This window comes from Streptomyces sp. NPDC044063 (genome assembly GCF_056434285.1).
On sequence record NZ_JBWKFM010000005.1, the window covers coordinates 262118 to 278129 of the forward strand.

General features: G+C 72.9%; 17 protein-coding genes and 2 tRNA genes. 2 read left to right on the top strand and 17 right to left on the bottom strand.

Annotated elements, in window-relative coordinates:
* Positions 1 to 8 precede the first annotated feature (8 nt).
* From AC07BS_RS09520 to AC07BS_RS09560, 9 genes are all read right to left on the bottom strand, one after another.
* Positions 9 to 81, bottom strand: a tRNA-Ala gene (locus AC07BS_RS09520).
* 149 nt (positions 82 to 230) lie between these two features.
* Positions 231 to 404, bottom strand: coding sequence for a hypothetical protein (locus AC07BS_RS09525; RefSeq protein ID WP_207248642.1), 174 nt, complete (start codon positions 402 to 404; stop codon positions 231 to 233).
* A gap of 185 nt (positions 405 to 589) precedes the next feature.
* Positions 590 to 662, bottom strand: a tRNA-Ala gene (locus tag AC07BS_RS09530).
* Positions 663 to 777: 115 nt separating this feature from the next.
* Positions 778 to 1431 carry a histidine phosphatase family protein gene (locus AC07BS_RS09535; RefSeq protein ID WP_478642117.1) on the bottom strand — a complete coding sequence of 218 codons (654 nt, stop codon included), beginning with the start codon at positions 1429 to 1431 and terminating at the stop codon, positions 778 to 780.
* The gene (rsfS, locus tag AC07BS_RS09540; protein WP_478641559.1) at positions 1428 to 1868 is read right to left on the bottom strand and encodes a ribosome silencing factor; all 441 of its coding nucleotides are present in this window, start codon (positions 1866 to 1868) and stop codon (positions 1428 to 1430) included. Before rsfS ends, AC07BS_RS09535 begins: the two co-directional genes overlap by 4 nt.
* 111 nt (positions 1869 to 1979) lie before the next feature.
* On the bottom strand, positions 1980 to 3467 hold the full coding sequence (locus AC07BS_RS09545; protein ID WP_478931220.1) for an LCP family protein: 1488 nt from the start codon (positions 3465 to 3467) through the stop codon (positions 1980 to 1982).
* A 49-nt stretch (positions 3468 to 3516) separates the two neighbouring features.
* A complete protein-coding gene (gene nadD, locus AC07BS_RS09550) occupies positions 3517 to 4128 on the bottom strand; it encodes a nicotinate-nucleotide adenylyltransferase (RefSeq protein WP_478641562.1) in 612 nt (203 codons plus the stop codon).
* Between the two features lie 55 nt (positions 4129 to 4183).
* A complete protein-coding gene (locus AC07BS_RS09555) occupies positions 4184 to 4345 on the bottom strand; it encodes a hypothetical protein (RefSeq protein WP_478641563.1) in 162 nt (53 codons plus the stop codon).
* 96 nt (positions 4346 to 4441) lie between these two features.
* Entirely contained in the window at positions 4442 to 4612 is a 171-nt protein-coding gene (locus AC07BS_RS09560) for a hypothetical protein (protein ID WP_478641564.1), read from the bottom strand.
* A gap of 93 nt (positions 4613 to 4705) precedes the next feature.
* Here AC07BS_RS09560 and AC07BS_RS09565 point away from each other — a divergent pair, with 93 nt between their 5' ends.
* Complete coding sequence (locus AC07BS_RS09565) at positions 4706 to 5944, top strand: M48 family metallopeptidase (RefSeq protein WP_478931223.1); 1239 nt, start codon at positions 4706 to 4708, stop codon at positions 5942 to 5944.
* A 45-nt stretch (positions 5945 to 5989) separates the two neighbouring features.
* Here AC07BS_RS09565 and AC07BS_RS09570 read toward each other — a convergent pair whose 3' ends face one another.
* From AC07BS_RS09570 to proB, 5 genes are all read right to left on the bottom strand, one after another.
* On the bottom strand, positions 5990 to 7069 hold the full coding sequence (locus AC07BS_RS09570; RefSeq protein WP_478931225.1) for an SCO2583 family membrane protein: 1080 nt from the start codon (positions 7067 to 7069) through the stop codon (positions 5990 to 5992).
* 159 nt (positions 7070 to 7228) lie between these two features.
* Entirely contained in the window at positions 7229 to 7849 is a 621-nt protein-coding gene (locus AC07BS_RS09575; RefSeq protein ID WP_478931227.1) for an SCO2584 family spore wall biosynthesis protein, read from the bottom strand.
* Positions 7850 to 7947: 98 nt separating this feature from the next.
* Positions 7948 to 9246, bottom strand: a complete 1299-nt coding sequence (locus AC07BS_RS09580; protein WP_478641571.1) for a glutamate-5-semialdehyde dehydrogenase — start codon at positions 9244 to 9246, stop codon at positions 7948 to 7950.
* Between the two features lie 142 nt (positions 9247 to 9388).
* On the bottom strand, positions 9389 to 9841 hold the full coding sequence (locus tag AC07BS_RS09585) for a hypothetical protein (protein ID WP_478641572.1): 453 nt from the start codon (positions 9839 to 9841) through the stop codon (positions 9389 to 9391).
* 231 nt (positions 9842 to 10072) lie between these two features.
* Positions 10073 to 11194, bottom strand: coding sequence for a glutamate 5-kinase (gene proB / locus AC07BS_RS09590; RefSeq protein ID WP_478642119.1), 1122 nt, complete (start codon positions 11192 to 11194; stop codon positions 10073 to 10075).
* Positions 11195 to 11448: 254 nt separating this feature from the next.
* Between proB and AC07BS_RS09595 the strand changes: the two genes are divergently transcribed.
* On the top strand, positions 11449 to 13494 hold the full coding sequence (locus tag AC07BS_RS09595; RefSeq protein ID WP_478931230.1) for a hypothetical protein: 2046 nt from the start codon (positions 11449 to 11451) through the stop codon (positions 13492 to 13494).
* 170 nt (positions 13495 to 13664) lie between these two features.
* Here AC07BS_RS09595 and obgE read toward each other — a convergent pair whose 3' ends face one another.
* The 3 genes from obgE to rplU form a co-directional block, all read right to left on the bottom strand.
* Positions 13665 to 15107, bottom strand: a complete 1443-nt coding sequence (gene obgE / locus AC07BS_RS09600; RefSeq protein ID WP_478641575.1) for a GTPase ObgE — start codon at positions 15105 to 15107, stop codon at positions 13665 to 13667.
* Positions 15108 to 15255: 148 nt separating this feature from the next.
* Positions 15256 to 15510 carry a 50S ribosomal protein L27 gene (gene rpmA / locus AC07BS_RS09605; protein WP_478641577.1) on the bottom strand — a complete coding sequence of 85 codons (255 nt, stop codon included), beginning with the start codon at positions 15508 to 15510 and terminating at the stop codon, positions 15256 to 15258.
* Positions 15511 to 15530: 20 nt separating this feature from the next.
* Positions 15531 to 15851, bottom strand: a complete 321-nt coding sequence (rplU, locus tag AC07BS_RS09610) for a 50S ribosomal protein L21 (RefSeq protein ID WP_478641578.1) — start codon at positions 15849 to 15851, stop codon at positions 15531 to 15533.
* Positions 15852 to 16012: the final 161 nt, after the last annotated feature.

Below are 16012 nucleotides of genomic sequence, written 5' to 3' on the forward strand. Positions count from 1 at the left end.
TTTCCCTGTGGAGCTAAGGAGAATTGAACTCCTGACCTCCTGCATGCCATGCAGGCGCTCTACCAACTGAGCTATAGCCCCTTGTCAACTTTTCCGCCGGGGTTTTCCTCGCGGTCTCCCTGGCGACACGGATTACATTACACGGACCTCCCCCCGATCCACCAAATCGGTGGCCGCCGGGGACCAGTTCGTTCCTGTATGCCCGATTTCACCCGGAGCGGTGGACCCCATCAGGCCGTGGCGAAGGAGTAGAACCTCTTCAGGGCGCAGTGCTCGTCGAGCAGCCGTCCGTAGATCGGCTCACCCTCGAGCTCACGGTAGGTCTCGATGGGGTCGCCTTTTATGATCAGCGCCCGCGCGCACTCCACACACCAGTACTGGTACTCGGAGTTGAGCGGCTCCATGTCGCGGACGATCGGCGTTCCACTGCCGCACCAGTCGCACTTCCGGCTGTGAGCACCCATGGGACAGCTCCGACCCCCTCCCCTTCGACTGCGGTCCCTCCCGGCGGTCCGATTCTGCCACGGGACCCCGCGGGAACAGCAACAATCCCGCCTCCCCCGGAGGGGAGACGGGATCGTCTTCACTGTGGAGCTAAGGAGAATTGAACTCCTGACCTCCTGCATGCCATGCAGGCGCTCTACCAACTGAGCTATAGCCCCGCTGTTCTCGGCTTCCCCGGAGGTTTTCCCCCGCGTTCCCCGCGAACAAGAAGAACTTTAGCCTGTGACCTGCCCGGATGTGAAATCGGGCCCGGGAGCCCCCACGAGGGCCCCCTCAGTCGTCGTCGCCGAGGACCGGCTCGGGCAGCGTCCCGGCGTTGTGCTCCAGCAGCCGCCAGCCGCGCGCCCCCTCGCCCAGCACCGACCAGCAGCAGTTGCTGAGACCGCCCAGGGCCTCCCAGGAGGTGGACTCCAGGCCCAGCAGCCGGCCGATGGTGGTGCGGATGGTGCCGCCGTGGCTGACCACGACCAGGGTGCCGCCGTCGGGCAGCTTGTCCGCGTGGGACAGCACGACCGGCGCGGCCCGCTCGGCCACCTCGGTCTCCAGCTCACCGCCGCCGCGCCGCACGGGCTCGCCGCGCTTCCACGCGGCGTACTGCTCGCCGTAGCGCTCGATGATCTCGTCGTGGGTCAGCCCCTGCCACACGCCCGCGTACGTCTCGCGCAGCTCGGCGTGGTGGGAGGCCGCGAGGCCCGTGAGGGCCGTCAGCTCGGCCGCGGTGGCCCGGGCCCGCTGGAGGTCGGAGGCGACGATCGCGTCCGGCCGCATCGCGGCCAGCAGCCGGGCGGCCCGGCGCGCCTGGGCGACGCCGGTGCCGGTCAGCTCGATGTCCGTGGAGCCCTGGAAACGGCGCTCCACGTTCCATGCGGTCTGACCGTGCCGCCACAGCACGATCCGCCGTCCGCGCGCGGCGTCGGCGCCGCTCAGCTGAGGGCTCCGTCCGCGTCGTCCGCGGCGGCCTGGGCGCGGGCGTGCTCCTCGGCCTTGCCGCGCGTGGCGACGGCGTCGGCGGGCAGCTCGATCTCCGGGCAGTCCTTCCACAGCCGCTCGAGGGCGTAGAAGACGCGCTCCTCGCTGTGCTGGACGTGGACGACGATGTCGACGTAGTCCAGCAGCACCCAGCGGGCGTCGCGGTCGCCCTCGCGGCGCACGGGCTTGGCGCCGAGCTCCTCGAGCAGCCGCTCCTCGATCTCGTCGACGATCGACTTGACCTGGCGGTCGTTGGGGGCCGAGGCCAGCAGGAAGGCGTCGGTGATCGACAGTACGTCGCTGACGTCGTAGGCGATGACGTCGTGCGCGAGCTTGTCGGCGGCGGCCTGGGCGGCGGCCTGGATGAGCTCGATGGAGCGGTCCGTGGCGGTCACAAGGGAAGCTTTCGGTAAAGGTGGTCAGTCGGTACGTCTCAAGGGTCTCACGACCCGCCGACGGCACTCCCGGGGTTTTCCGCCCGCCCGGGGACGACCGCCCACCGCCGCTCAGCGCCCGCGGCCCCCGTAGTCCCGGCCCAGGACCACCGCCACGTCGGTGGGGCCGGCGGTCCGGTCCCTGCGCACCGCGCGCCCCGGCAGGCCCAGCGTCCGCGCCACTTCCGCGGCCTCGGCCGCCCGCCCCTCGTCGGCGTAGAGCACCGCGGAGGCCGGCTCCGGGGAGCCCGCCGAGCCCCCGTCGACGTAGGCGTAGCCGCCGTTGACCAGGGTGATCCGGGCCGCGCCGGAGGCCGCCGCGTCGCCCGTGGCGTTCCTCACGCGCACCCTGGGCGCCGCGCCCCCGGCGGCGTCGTGCACCGCGCCGCCGAGGACGCGCTCGACGAGGGTGTCGGCCGCCCGGCCGGCCAGCGAGCCGTCCGGGCGCACGGGCAGCACCGCGGTCCCGTACGCGCCCTCCCTCGCCCTCTCCCCCAGCCGGGCCAGCCGGGCGCCCAGCTCGTCGGTGCTCAGCGAGGGGTCCGGGATCTGGGCGAGCGACTCGACGGTCGTGGTGGCGGCCCGCGGGTCGCCGGACATCTTGCGCAGGACCGCCCCCATGACCTGCCCGAACCGCGCGAGCTGCGCGGTCCGGACCTCACCGGCCGCCCGGTAGGTGGCATAGGCGACGGCCGCCCGGCCGTCGAGGCTCCGGTGCCCGCCGGCCGCCACGAGCGGACGCTCCCCCGCCCGGGCCCGGTCATCGCCGGCCCCGTCCCCGCCACCGGCCCCGGATGCCCCGGGGACGGCGGTGTCCGTGTCGACGGTGATGCCGCCGACGAGCTCGACCAGGTTCTCCAGGTACGGGGTGTCCAGCCGCCAGCTGCCCTTGATGTCGGTGCCGAGGAGGGTGTCGAGCGCGTCGCGGGTGCCCCCGGTGCCCGCGTCCAGGACCGACCGGCCCAGCGTGGTGACCCCGCCGCCCTCGCCGGTCAGGGCGAGCGAGTCGGGCAGCAGGAGCGTGGTGGCGCGGTGCGCGCGCTCGTCGTCGACGAGCAGCGCGGTGGAGCTCTCGCCGCCCGTGGTGGGCCGGAGGTGCACCACGATCACGTCCCGGCCGCGCGGCCCGCCGGCCACCGCGCCGCCCCCGTCGTCACCGCTCAGCAGCAGCCACGCGACGCCCACGACGGCGGCCAGCCCCACCACCGCGGTCAGGGCGGCGACGCGCCTGCGGCCCCGGCGCCGGCGCTCGCCCCGGCGTTCCGTACGGCTCTCGCTGAACGCGAGCCAGTCGATGACGTCCGGGGAGTCCCGGTCGGGCCCGGAGAGGAAGGAGAAGGGCCCCGTGGGACGGTCGGGACTGTCGGGACGGTCGGGACTGTCGGGGCGGTCAGGGTGATCCGGACGGTCCTGGCCGCTCGTGGCACCGTCGGCCGCCGGACGCGGCTCGGGGATCTGCGGCTCGGGGATCCGCGCCGGGGCGTCCGACCGGTGGGTGGCCCTCCGGTGGGCGGGACCCTGGGCCCGCCGCCGTGCGTACGCGTCCCGTCCGTCGTCCACCAGCGCCCCTCCGTACCCCTTGAGCCGGAGACGGCCGTCGCGGTCGCTCTCAGCCGTCGTGACGGTACAGCTTGCGCTTGTCGATGTAGCGCACCACACCGTCGGGCACGAGGTACCAGACGGGGTCGCCCTGCGCCACGCGGGCGCGGCAGTCGGAGGAGGAGATGGCCAGGGCGGGTACCTCGACGAACGAGACCCGGTCCTCGGGCAGTCCGGGGTTGGCGAGTATGTGCCCCGGTCGGGTGACACCGATGAAGTGCGCGAGCGAGAACAGCTCCTCGGTGTCCCGCCAGGTGAGGATCTGCGCCAGCGCGTCGGCGCCCGTGATGAAGAACAGGTCCGCGTTCTCGTTGAGGGCGCGCAGATCCCGCAGCGTGTCGGTGGTGTACGTCGGACCGCCGCGGTCGATGTCGATCCTGCTGACCGAGAACTGCGGGTTGGAGGCGGTGGCGATCACCGTCATCAGGTAGCGGTCCTCGGCCGGGGACACCTTCTTGTGGCTCTTCTGCCACGGCTGCCCGGTCGGTACGAAGACCACCTCGTCGAGGTGGAACTGCGAGGCCACCTCGCTCGCGGCGACCAGGTGGCCGTGGTGGACCGGGTCGAACGTCCCGCCCATCACGCCGAGCCGCCGCTTCGCCGGCCCTGTCTGTTCTCCCATGCGTGCAGACCCTACTGGGCGTGCCGACGCGCCGGGTCCTCAGGGACCCGCGGGATCAGCGGTCGCGGTTGAAACGGGTGGTGACCCAGAGCAGGAGCAGCAGGATGACCAGGGCGGCGCCACCGGTCATGTAGGGGCTGATGCTCTCGTGGCTGTCCACGTGCTCGCCCTCGGAGGCGAGGGCGACGAGGGCGTTGTGGGCGGAGGCGATGATCACGGCAGGACCTATCCGGGATGGGATCGGGTGGAGACTTCTGCCACATCGTATGCGGGGCCCCTCGGCGAGCTCACGCCGACTCCGCGGGACGTGGGGTCAGTCCTTGTTGCGGTACCCGCGCAGCAGGAACCAGGCCAGGAGCACGATGCCCACGACGCCGACGATCAAAACCGTGCGCAGGACCGCGCCCGGCCCCTGGTCGCCCTTGGACACGGCGAGCAGCTCGGTGAAGCCGGGATGGGCGGTGATGGTGTGAATGGCTGGCATGTCCCCACGGTAGCCCGGCCGGTGGTACGGCCTAGGCTGGGGTCCGGCAGCCGGGGGACGGGCCATGGTTCCAGCCCATCTGAGGGGGTCTCGATGACCGACAGCTCGATGACGGACAACACCGGCGGCGGCAGTGCGGGCGGCGACGGCGACAGGGTGAGCGGCGACGGCGGGCGGGAGACCGGCCACGGACGCCGGCGCTTCCCGGACATCTCCTCACGCGCCTACGAGCACCCGGCCGACCGCTCGGCCCTGGTGGCGCTGCGCCGGCTGAGCGGGTTCGACACGGTCTTCAGGACGCTGAGCGGGCTGCTGCCGGAGCGCAGTCTGCGGCTGCTGTACCTGTCCGACTCCGTGCGGGTGAGCGAGCGGCAGTTCCCGCACCTCCACACCCTGCTGCTGGAGGCCTGCTCCGTCCTGGATCTGCCGAAGGTCCCGGCGATGTACGTGGTGCAGGAGCCGCGGCCCAACGCCATGTGCATCGGCCTGGACGAGCCGATCGTCGTGGTGAGCACGGGTCTGGTGGAGCTGCTGGACGAGGACGAGATGCGGGCGGTCGTGGGCCACGAGGTGGGCCACGCCCTGTCGGGCCACGCGGTGTACCGCACGATACTGCTCTTCCTGACCAACATGGCGCTCAAGGTCGCCTGGATCCCGCTGGGCGGCGTGGCGGTGATGGCGCTCGTGACGGCGCTGCGCGAGTGGTTCCGCAAGTCGGAGCTGTCGGCGGACCGGGCGGGGCTGCTGGTGGGCCAGGACCTCCACGCGTCCCTGCGCGGGCTGATGAAGCTGGCCGGCGGCAACCACCTGCACGAGATGAACGTGGACGCGTTCCTGGAGCAGGCGGACGAGTACGAGAAGGGCGGCGATCTCCGCGACTCCGTACTGAAGATCATGAACATGCTGCCGCGCAGCCACCCGTTCACCGCGGTGCGGGCGGCGGAGCTGAAGAAGTGGTCGGAGAGCCGCGACCACCAGCGGATCCTGGACGGTCACTACGCGCGGCGGTCGGAGGACAAGGACGCCTCGGTGTCCGGTTCCTTCCGCGAGTCGGCGCAGCACTACGCGGACTCGGTGCGTTCGAGCAAGGACCCGCTGATGGGGCTGGTGCGGGACCTGGCGGACGGAGCGAGTGGCCTGGGCGGCCGGCTGCGGGACACGTTCACGGGCGGCGGCCGCCAGGCCGGGTCGGGGCCCGGCGAGGCGAAGGGCTCCGGGGAGCCGAAGGAGACGGGCGGCCCGAAGGAGACGGGCGGGCCGAAGGAGACGGGCGGGCCGAAGGGCCCGGACGAGCCGAAGGGCCCGGGGCCGGACGACGCGCCCCGGTCGTAGCCATCCGCGCGCCCCGGCGGCTACCGCGAGCCGCCACGGCCCCGCTCAGCGCTTCGGCGGGCTCGGCTGGGCGCCCGGCGCCAGGGTGCCGCAGAGGGAGGCCGTCGTGGGGGTCGAGGTGTACGGGTCGGTGCCGGCGGGCCCGCCCGGGGCGGCCTTCTGGCCGGCCAGCAGCGGCCGGAGGTACGACGCGTCGTCGGCCGCGCAGGACTCCGGGCCGGCCTGCAGGGCGCTCTGGAGCACCTGCAGATGGTGTTCCTGCAAGTCGTCGCGGTCGAAGCGGAAGTGCATCGTGCGGCGCACGGTGAACAGCGAGGCGTCCGTGGGGTCGCCGTGCGCGGCCCGGAGGGCGTAGACGAACGTGTGGTCGGAGGTGACCTCCAGCGCGGCCGGGGACGCCTCGACGATGGTGAAGGTGCCGTGGGTCCGTACGACGGGGTCGGCGAGGGCCACCTGGCCGGGGTCGAAGCGCACCATCCAGCCGGTGGCCGCGTGCCGGCCGTCGTCGGCGGGGCGGGACAGGCTGCGGTCGAACTGGTCGAGCTGGGAGGGCGCGAGCAGCAGCCGGACGCCGCGCCGGCCGCCGCCGGTGAGGACGCCCGGGTCGAGCGCGGACTTGACCGTGTACTCCTTGGCCGTGGCCAGGGCGGTCATCACCAGGCTCTCGGAGAAGTTCTGGGTGCGGCGGGCGGCCGGAAGGGTGACACCCTCGACGCCGTCGCGGAACTGGGCGGCCGGGCTGTTGTCGAAGAGCTCCCTCGGGGCGGCCGCGCCGGGAACCGGGTCGGCGGGCGCCAGGGGGACGAGGCTGATCCGCAGCGGCTCGGCGGACGGCGGCCTGGGCTCCTTGTAGGGATGGCGCAGGCCCATGTAGACGGCCGTGCCGAAGGCGAGGGCGATCAGCATCACCAGAAGCATCACCTGCCGCGAGGCGCTGACGCGTGCCCAGGCGTGCCGGGTCCGGACGGCGGGGGCGTGGTCGTCCATCCGCTCGCGGGCCGAGAACTCCTGGAGGCGGGCAGCCCGGACGAACGATTCGTCGAAGACGACGGATCGGTACTCCTCGTCACCGGATCCCTGGGGGCCTTCGGGCGTGCCCTCAGGGGGGTCTCCAGGCCCGTTCATATCTCAAGAGTAGGTCTGTGGAGCGCCTGGTAAACGCCCTGGTACACGACAACTTCCGACGGCGTCGCGGGCGGCCGGGGCCCCGCGCCGAATCCCTGGCCAGTGCGTGGGCGCGCCGTCATCGGACCACGGAGCGTGACCGGGCGAGGGGGGCGCCCCTCAGCGCCGGAGCGGGACTGCGGAGGCCACCGGTGGCTCGGTGTCGGCCGAGACCGAGGGGAGGGGGCCCTGCCGCTCGCCGACCGGGGCGTCCACGCCCGTCGTGGCGGGCGGCGGGGCGGGGTCCTGCCGGTCCCCGGAGGAGGCGCCGCGGTAGACGGCGGTGAAGGCGAGGGCCACCACGCCCATGCCCATGACCACGGCGAGCACCCAGGCCACCGGGCGGTGCCAGCGGGCGTGGCCGCGGTAGGGCCCGCGCACGACGCCGTACCGGCCGTAGGGGCCGTAGGCGTCGTCCGGGTCGAGGTCCCGGGTGAGGCCCTGGAGATCGCCCAGCCGGTTGGCGTGGGCGCCCGTGGCACGGCCGGGCGGCAGGTCGTCGTCGTACGGGTCGTCGTCGGCGGAACCGCCGCCGGACCGGGCCCGCGCGGCGTCGGCCTCGGCGCGCGTCCGGTCGGCGGCGAGCATCCGCTCGACCGCTGAGGGTTCGTGGATCGCGGCGGACCGCACGAAGTCCTCGTCGAAGACCACGGAGGCGAACGGATCGTCCGCGCCTCCGTGGCGGTGGCTGTCGGGCTCCTCGCCGTCCGGGAACGGCCTGCCCCCCACGTCGTCCGGCACCCGTCCAGCGTAGACCCGAACCGGTCAATCCGCGCGGCCGGTACGGGAATTCGGGCTACCGCCGCCGGACGCGAGGCGTCCGGCGGACGGGCCGTCGGCTAACGGATGTGGCCGTCGCCCGTGACGATGTACTTGGTGGACGTCAGCTCCGGCAGCCCCATCGGCCCTCGGGCGTGCAGCTTCTGCGTGGAGATGCCGATCTCCGCGCCGAAGCCGAACTGGCCGCCGTCGGTGAAGCGGGTGGAGGCGTTGACCGCGACGGTGGTGGAGTCGACCAGCTGGGTGAAGCGGCGGGCGGCGGCCTGCGAGGTCGTCACGATCGCCTCGGTGTGCCCGGAGGTCCACAGCCGGATGTGGCGGACGGCCGCGTCGAGGTCCTCCACCACGGCGGCGGCGATGTCGTGCGACAGGTACTCCGTCTCCCAGTCCTCGGCCGTGGCGGGCACGACCGTGGCCGGGGAGCCCTCGGCGAGCTCCAGGACGCGCTCGTCGCCGTGCACCGTCACACCCGCCTCCGCCAGCGCGGCCAGCGCGCGCGGCAGGAAGCGCTCGGCGATGTCGCGGTGGACCAGCACGGTCTCGGCGGCGTTGCAGACGCTGACCCGGCTGGCCTTGGAGTTGACCAGGATCTCGACGGCCATGTCGAGGTCGGCCTCGGCGTCGACGTAGACGTGGCAGTTGCCCGTGCCCGTCTCGATCACCGGGACGATGGACTCCTCCACGACCGTACGGATCAGCGAGGCGCCGCCGCGCGGGATGAGGACGTCGACCATGCCGCGGGCGCGCATCAGCTCGCGCACCGACTCCCGGCTCTCGCCCGGCACCAGCTGGACGGCGTCCGCCGGCAGCCCGGCGCCGCCCACCGCGTCCCGCAGGACGCGCACGAGCGCGGTGTTGGAGGCGTACGCGGAGGAGGAGCCGCGCAGCAGGACGGCGTTGCCCGACTTCAGGCACAGGGCGGCGGCGTCGACCGTCACATTGGGCCGGGCCTCGTAGATGATGCCGACCACGCCGAGCGGCACCCGCACCTGGCGCAGGTCGATGCCGTTGGGGAGCGTGGAGCCGCGCACCACCTCGCCGACGGGGTCGGGCAGGGCGGCGACGTCCCGGACGTCCTTGGCGATGGCCCGCACCCGCTCGGGGGTGAGGGTGAGCCGGTCGACGACGCTCTCGCTCGTCCCGGCGGCGCGCGCCTTCGCGACGTCCTCGGCGTTGGCCTCGACGATCTCGCGGGTGCGGACCTCCAGCGCGTCGGCGACGGCCAGCAGCGCCTCGTCCTTCGCCGACCGTGGCAGCGGCGCCAGCTCGGCGGCCGCGGCGCGGGCGCGATAGGCGGCGCGCAGCACCGGGGACTGCGGCATGGGATCGGCGAGGGGCGAGGGGAAGACACTGCTCATGGCCGCAGCCTAACCGCGGCGGGCCGGTGGACATCCGGTATTCCACACTCCGGGACGACCGGTACGACCGGAGCGAGACGCGGGGAGGGGGGACCGGACCCGTGCCCCGGGCCCGGTCCCCGGGGCCGGAAGGCCCCCGGTGTCAGAACGGATGCACCCCCACCGGCGTGGCCGGCAGCGGGCCGAAGCCCTCGGCGACGCGCTGGTGGTACGTCTCCCGGTCGATGACCTCCAGGCCGACGATCTCCCAGGGGGGCAGCCGGGCCGTCGAGCGGTGCTCGCCCCACAGCCGCAGCGCCACGGCCGCCGCGTCGTGGAGGTCGCGCGCCTCCTCCCAGTAGCGGATCTCGGCGTGGTCGTTGGCGTAGCGGCTGGTCAGCAGGAAGGGATGGTCGTGGGCGAGCTGCTCCAGCGCCCGCCGGACCTCTCCCAGCGGGGCCTCGGCACCCGAGACGCTGAGCGTGACGTGCCACAGCCGTGCGGCCACGCCCTGCGCGGCGTCCCCTGCCCGGTCCCCCGTGTCGCCTGTCCCGACGCTGGTCAGTGTCCGCCCAGCCGTCCCTCGGGGCAGCGCCCCTGGGCGCCCTCGTCTCACCGGCGGCCTCCTTGCTCGCTGCTCCGCGCGCGGCGGAGCCGTGGTGCCGAGGGGCCGTGCGTCCATCACGGCCCCATGCATCAAAGTTGACCAGTCCGGGGGCGGCCGCGTGACCGTTTTACGGAAAGGCTCCATGGAAAGGCTTGCCTCACCGACCGTTTCTCGCCCTTGCGTAACGCCCGTCAGCCAGGCGGCACGCCGCCCGGTGGTGATGCCCGGGCGCGACGGCCGTCAACGGCCCAGCACGACCAGGTCGTCGCGGTGCACGACCTCCCGCTCGTAGCCCGGGCCCAGGTCGCGCGCCAGATCGCGGGTGGAGCGGCCCAGCAGCTGGGGGATCTCCGCCGCGTCGTAGGTGACCAGCCCGCGCGCCACGGCCCGCCCGGCGGCGTCCCGCAGCTCCACCGGGTCGCCCGCGCTGAACTCGCCCTCGACCGACGCGATGCCCGCCGGCAGCAGCGAGGCCGTGCCCTCGATCACCGCCCGCACCGCGCCGTCGTCCAGGGTCAGCGCCCCGCGCGGGGTGGAGGCGTGCGCCAGCCACAGCAGCCGGTCGGCCGAGCGGCGGCCGGTGCGGTGGAAGTACGTGCCCGTGGTGTGGCCCCGGAGGGCGTCGGCGGCCTGGGAGGCGGAGGTCAGCACCACCGGGATGCCGGCGGCGGCCGCGATCCGGGCGGCCTCGACCTTGGTGACCATGCCGCCGGTGCCCACGCCGGCCTTGCCCGCGCTGCCGATGGAGACCCCTTCGAGGTCCGCGGGACCGGCCACCTCGGCGATCCGCGAGGTGCCCGGGAGGGAGGGGTCGCCGTCGTACAGGCCGTCGACGTCCGACAGCAGGACGAGCAGATCGGCCCGGACCAGGTGGGCCACGAGGGCCGCCAGCCGGTCGTTGTCACCGAAACGGATCTCGTCCGTGGCGACCGTGTCGTTCTCGTTGACGACCGGCACCGCGCCCATGGCCAGCAGCTGGTCCAGGGTCCGGCGGGCGTTGCGGTAGTGCGCCCGGCGGCTGGTGTCGTCCGTGGTCAGCAGCACCTGCCCGACCCGGCGGCCGTAACGGGCGAACGACGCGGTGTAACGGGCGACGAGCAGCCCTTGGCCGACGCTGGCGGCGGCCTGCTGCCTGGCCAGGTCGCGCGGTCGGCGGTCCAGGCCCAGTGGCGCCAGGCCGGCGGCGATGGCGCCCGAGGAGACCAGCACGATCTCCTTGTCCCCGCCGGCCTTGGCCAGCGTGTCGACCAGCGCGTCAACGCGGTCCGCGTCCAGTCCCCCGCCCGCGGTGGTGAGGGAGGAGGACCCCACCTTGACCACGATCCTGCGGGCGTCCACGACCTCGCGCCGGACCGCCTCCAGCTCGCCTTCGCCTGTCAACGTTCGTACACCCCTGTGTGCTCGCCGTTACCGTTCGTGCCTGCTCAGGCCCGCAAATCTACCGCCTGGCGATTGTGGTCGTTCGACCCTATTTTGTGCCGCTCGCCGTGAGGGAAGATTGCTCCCGGACCGGCGACCGTCATACGGTCGGTGGTCGACCGTTGTCCACCGCGGGCTCCGCGCGTCACGACGGTTCCCCCCATGAATCCCTAGCCCTCCTGCCAGGAGCCCGTCCAGTGCCTTCTGCCGGATCCACCCGCCGAGCCGTACAGCTCGCGGCGCTGCTCGCGATGCTGGTGTTCTTCGCCACCCAGCTCGCCGGCGCGCTGCTGCCCAATGTGCCGCTCCTCATCACCGCCTCGGCGGCGGGCCTCGCGCTCGACCTCTACCTGCAACACCGTGACCCCGGTCTCGTCGCCGTACTCGGCAAGATCCGCTTCGACGTCATGGTGCGGCAGCTGCTGCGCGACATGCTGCTCCTCGTCGGACTGGTGCGACTGCACGGCGACGGCTCGCTGCGCGGCTACGTCCCGGTGGTCACCGGGCTCGCCCTCTTCTACGCGGCCCACCTCGCCTGCCAGGCGACCGCCATCATGGTCCGCCGGGCCCGCACGCTGCCCTTCCTCACCCGCAACATCGACGCCTCCGGGCTGCGCCTGACGGCCGCCCCGCCGCGCATCCTGGCCCGCCAGCACGGCCGCCGGCTGCTGCGCTTCGCGGTGCCCGCCACGGCCGGTCTGCTGGTCACCGCCGGCACCGACAAGCCGCTGTGGGCCGGTGCCGGCGTCGGCGTCTCGCTCCTGCTCGCCCTCGGCGGCACCCTGTACCTCGCCGGCTGGCTGCGCCCCAAGAAGCGCATCGCCCGCGAGCAGCAGGCCCTGGAGTGGCTGGACCGCTGGCTGGCCGACTACAAGCCCACCGTCGGCATGTACTTCTCCGGCGGCACCACCTCGGCCTACCAGGCCAACATGTGGCTCTCCACGCTCGCCGAGCTGGACGGCAACCCGGTCATCGTGCTCCGTGAGCGCTTCATGATGCAGAAGATCGAGGCCACCGACGTGCCGATCATCTGCATCCCCAAGGTCGTCCACCTGATGGCCCTGGAGAAGTCCTCGCTCAAGACGATGCTGCACCCGGCGAACTCCGGTAAGACCTCGCAGGTCCTGCGGATGCCGTCGATCAAGCACGCCTTCATCAACCACGGCGAGAGCGACAAGCTCTCCAGCTGCAACCCGTACTCCAAGGCCTACGACGAGATCTGGGTCGCCGGCCCGGCGGCGCGCGAGCGCTACCAGCTCGCCGACATCGGCGTCGAGGACAAGGACGTCGTGGAGGTCGGCCGCCCGCAGCTCGCGCCGATCACGCCGTACGCCGGCGCGCCCACCGGCGCGTACACCACCGTGCTGTACGCCCCCACCTGGGAGGGCTGGGACGGCAACCCCGGCAACACCTCGGTCATGCTCGCCGGCGAGAACATCGTCCGCGCGCTGCTCGCCGACCCGGCCGTGCGCCTGCTCTACAAGCCGCACCCGATGACCGGCTCCGTCGACCCGCGCGCCGGCCGCGCCAACGAGCGCATCCAGGCCATGATCCGCGAGGCCAACACCCACCGCTCGGGGGCCCGCCCCGGTGCCGAGGCCTCCGCCGAGCTGGCCCGCCGCACCACCGAGCTGGACGCGCTCACCACCAGCACCTTCCGCGACAGTGCGGACGAGGTGGAGCGCATGATGCAGCAGAGCACCCCGGAGAAGGGCCGCGCCGCGACCGTCGAGGCCGCCACGGCGGCCTGGGAGGCCGCCTACTGGGCCTCGCTGCCGGAGTGGGAGCACCAGATCATCACCACCGCCCGGCCGGCGCTCTTCAACTGCTTCAACGTCTCGGACCTGCTCATCAGCGACGTCTCCAGCGTCGTGTCCGACTACCTGATCAGCGAGAAGCCGTACGCCGTCGCGAACACCAGCGGCATGTCCGAGGAGGAGTTCAAGGCGAACTTCCCCACGGTCAGCGCCGCGACGATCATCACGCCGGAGGCCGGTGAGGTGGCCGGTCTGCTGGCCGCCGTCCGCGACCCCGCGCTGGACGGTCTCGCCGACGCCCGCGCCGAGCTGAAGGTCCAGCTGCTCGGCCCGTCCGACCCGCCGTCGCTGGTCCGCTTCAACGCGGCCGCGCTGGCGCTGTGCGCCGAGGCGGACGAGCGCCGGGCCCGGATGGACGCCCGCGCCTCCGACATCCCCGCGCCCCGCGCCGCCGGGACCTCGGACGAGCCGGTCACGGCCGCCTAGCACCGCACGGCACCGCACATGACGAAGGCCCCCGGGAGGTTCTCCTCCCGGGGGCCTTCGTCATGCGGGGCACATCGCCCGTGGCGCGTTCCGTACGGCGCCGGGGCGCTCCGGCACGGGGCCGGGCCCACGCGGCCCGTACGGGGCGCCGTACGGGCCGCGTACGGCCACTAGCCGCCGAACGGGTTGAAGCCCTCGTACTCCTGCGCCGCCTCGTCGCGCTCCGCGTCGCGGTCGCGACGGCGCTGCGCGGCCGGGCGCGGCGCCTCGAGGCGGTGGTCCTCGCCACGGCGGCCCAGCATCTCCGCGCCGGCGGCCATCGTGGGCTCCCAGTCGAAGACGACCGCGTTCTCCTCGGAGCCGATGGCGACGCCGTCGCCCGCACGGGCACCGGCCTTCATCAGCTCGTCCTCGACGCCGAGGCGGTTGAGACGGTCCGCCAGGTAGCCGACGGCCTCGTCGTTGTTGAAGTCGGTCTGGCGCACCCAGCGCTCCGGCTTCTCGCCGCGCACGCGGTAGATGCCGTCCTCCTCCAGGGTGACCGTGAAGCCCGCGTCGTCGACGGCCTTCGGACGGATGACGATGCGGGTCGCCTCCTCCTTCGGCTTCGCGGCGCGCGCCTCCGCGACGATCTCGGCCAGCGCGAAGGAGAGCTCCTTCAGGCCCTGGCGGGAGACGGCCGAGGCCTCCAGGACGCGGTAGCCGCGGGCCTCCAGGTCGGGGCGGACCATGTCAGCCAGGTCCTGGCCGTCCGGGATGTCGATCTTGTTGAGGACGACGATGCGGGGCCGGTTCTCCAGGCCGCCGTACTCCTTGAGCTCGGCCTCGATGACGTCGAGGTCGCTCAGCGGGTCGCGCTCGGACTCCAGCGTCGCCGTGTCCAGGACGTGCACCAGCACCGAGCAGCGCTCGACGTGCCGCAGGAACTCCAGGCCCAGGCCCTTGCCCTGGCTGGCGCCCGGGATCAGACCGGGGACGTCGGCGATGGTGTAGACGGTCGAGCCGGCGGTGACCACGCCGAGGTTGGGCACCAGGGTGGTGAACGGGTAGTCCGCGATCTTCGGCTTGGCCGCGGACAGCACCGAGATCAGCGAGGACTTGCCCGCGCTGGGGTAGCCGACCAGCGCCACGTCGGCGACGGTCTTGAGCTCCAGGACGATGTCCTGGTCCTGCCCGGGCTCGCCCAGCAGCGCGAAGCCGGGCGCCTTGCGGCGGGCGGAGGCCAGCGCGGCGTTGCCGAGGCCGCCGCGGCCGCCCTGGGCCGCCACGTAGGTGGTGCCCTGGCCGACGAGGTCGGCGAGGACGTTGCCCCGCTTGTCCAGCACGACGGTGCCGTCGGGGACGGGCAGGACCAGGTCCGTGCCGTCCTTGCCGGAGCGGTTGCCGCCCTCGCCCGGCTTGCCGTTGGTGGCCTTGCGGTGCGGGCTGTGGTGGTACTCGAGGAGCGTGGTGACGGACTGGTCGACGACCAGGGTCACGTCACCGCCCCGGCCGCCGTTGCCGCCGTCGGGGCCGCCGAGGGGCTTGAACTTCTCACGGTGTACGGAGGCGCAGCCGTGGCCTCCGTTACCCGCGGCGACGTGCAGCTCGACGCGGTCCACGAAGGTGGTCATAGCGGTGTGCCTCCTGGGGGTGCCCCCGGCCGAGCGGGCCGGAGGGATGGGGATGTCTCTGTTGTAACGCGACAAGGGCGGACCCGCTTCCCCGCAGGGAAGCGAGGTCCGCCCTCGCTCATCGCTCTACGGCGTACTGATCAGATGATCAGACAGCCGGAACGATGTTGACGACCTTGCGGCCACGGTGGGTGCCGAACTGCACCGCACCGGCCTGCAGCGCGAACAGGGTGTCGTCGCCGCCGCGACCGACACCGGCGCCCGGGTGGAAGTGGGTGCCACGCTGGCGGACCAGGATCTCACCGGCGCTCACGACCTGACCGCCGAAGCGCTTCACGCCGAGCCGCTGAGCATTGGAGTCGCGACCGTTCCGGGTGGACGATGCGCCCTTCTTGTGTGCCATCTTGTCTCAGTCCCCTCTACTTACTTCGCAGCCGTCGGGATGCCGGTGATCTTCACCGCGGTGTACTGCTGGCGGTGACCGATGCGCTTGCGGTAACCGGTCTTGTTCTTGTACTTCAGGATGTCGATCTTGGCACCCTTGTGGTGGTCCACGACCTCGGCCTGGACCTTGATGCCCGCCAGGACCCACGGGTCACTGGTGACGGACTCGCCATCGACGACGAGCAGCGTCGAGAGCTCGACCGAGTCGCCCACCTTGGCCTCGGAAATCTTGTCAACCTCGACGATGTCGCCGACAGCAACCTTGTGCTGGCGACCACCGCTACGCACGACTGCGTACACGCGGATCTCACTCTCTCGCTAGTAGACGGGACCTCTGATGCCAGCCGCTCGCACGGGCCGGGGCCCGTGGCGGTCCGAGTGGACGAGCGGCCTCCCCCGACCGGAGCCGGGAGGGTATGTGCTCAGGGGTGTGGCGTCACAGACGCCGACGGTCAAGGTTA

Bases quoted from the DNA above. Each gene is read 5' to 3' on its own strand.
- AC07BS_RS09525 (WP_207248642.1), bottom strand. From the start codon at position 404: ATGGAGCCGCTCAACTCCGAGTACCAGTACTGGTGTGTGGAGTGCGCG.
- nadD (WP_478641562.1), bottom strand. From the start codon at position 4,128: ATGGGAGAACAGACAGGGCCGGCGAAGCGGCGGCTCGGCGTGATGGGC.
- AC07BS_RS09560 (WP_478641564.1), bottom strand. From the start codon at position 4,612: ATGCCAGCCATTCACACCATCACCGCCCATCCCGGCTTCACCGAGCTG.
- AC07BS_RS09565 (WP_478931223.1), top strand. From the start codon at position 4,706: ATGACCGACAGCTCGATGACGGACAACACCGGCGGCGGCAGTGCGGGC.
- AC07BS_RS09570 (WP_478931225.1), bottom strand. From the start codon at position 7,069: ATGAACGGGCCTGGAGACCCCCCTGAGGGCACGCCCGAAGGCCCCCAG.
- AC07BS_RS09580 (WP_478641571.1), bottom strand. From the start codon at position 9,246: ATGAGCAGTGTCTTCCCCTCGCCCCTCGCCGATCCCATGCCGCAGTCC.
- obgE (WP_478641575.1), bottom strand. From the start codon at position 15,107: ATGACCACCTTCGTGGACCGCGTCGAGCTGCACGTCGCCGCGGGTAAC.
- rpmA (WP_478641577.1), bottom strand. From the start codon at position 15,510: ATGGCACACAAGAAGGGCGCATCGTCCACCCGGAACGGTCGCGACTCC.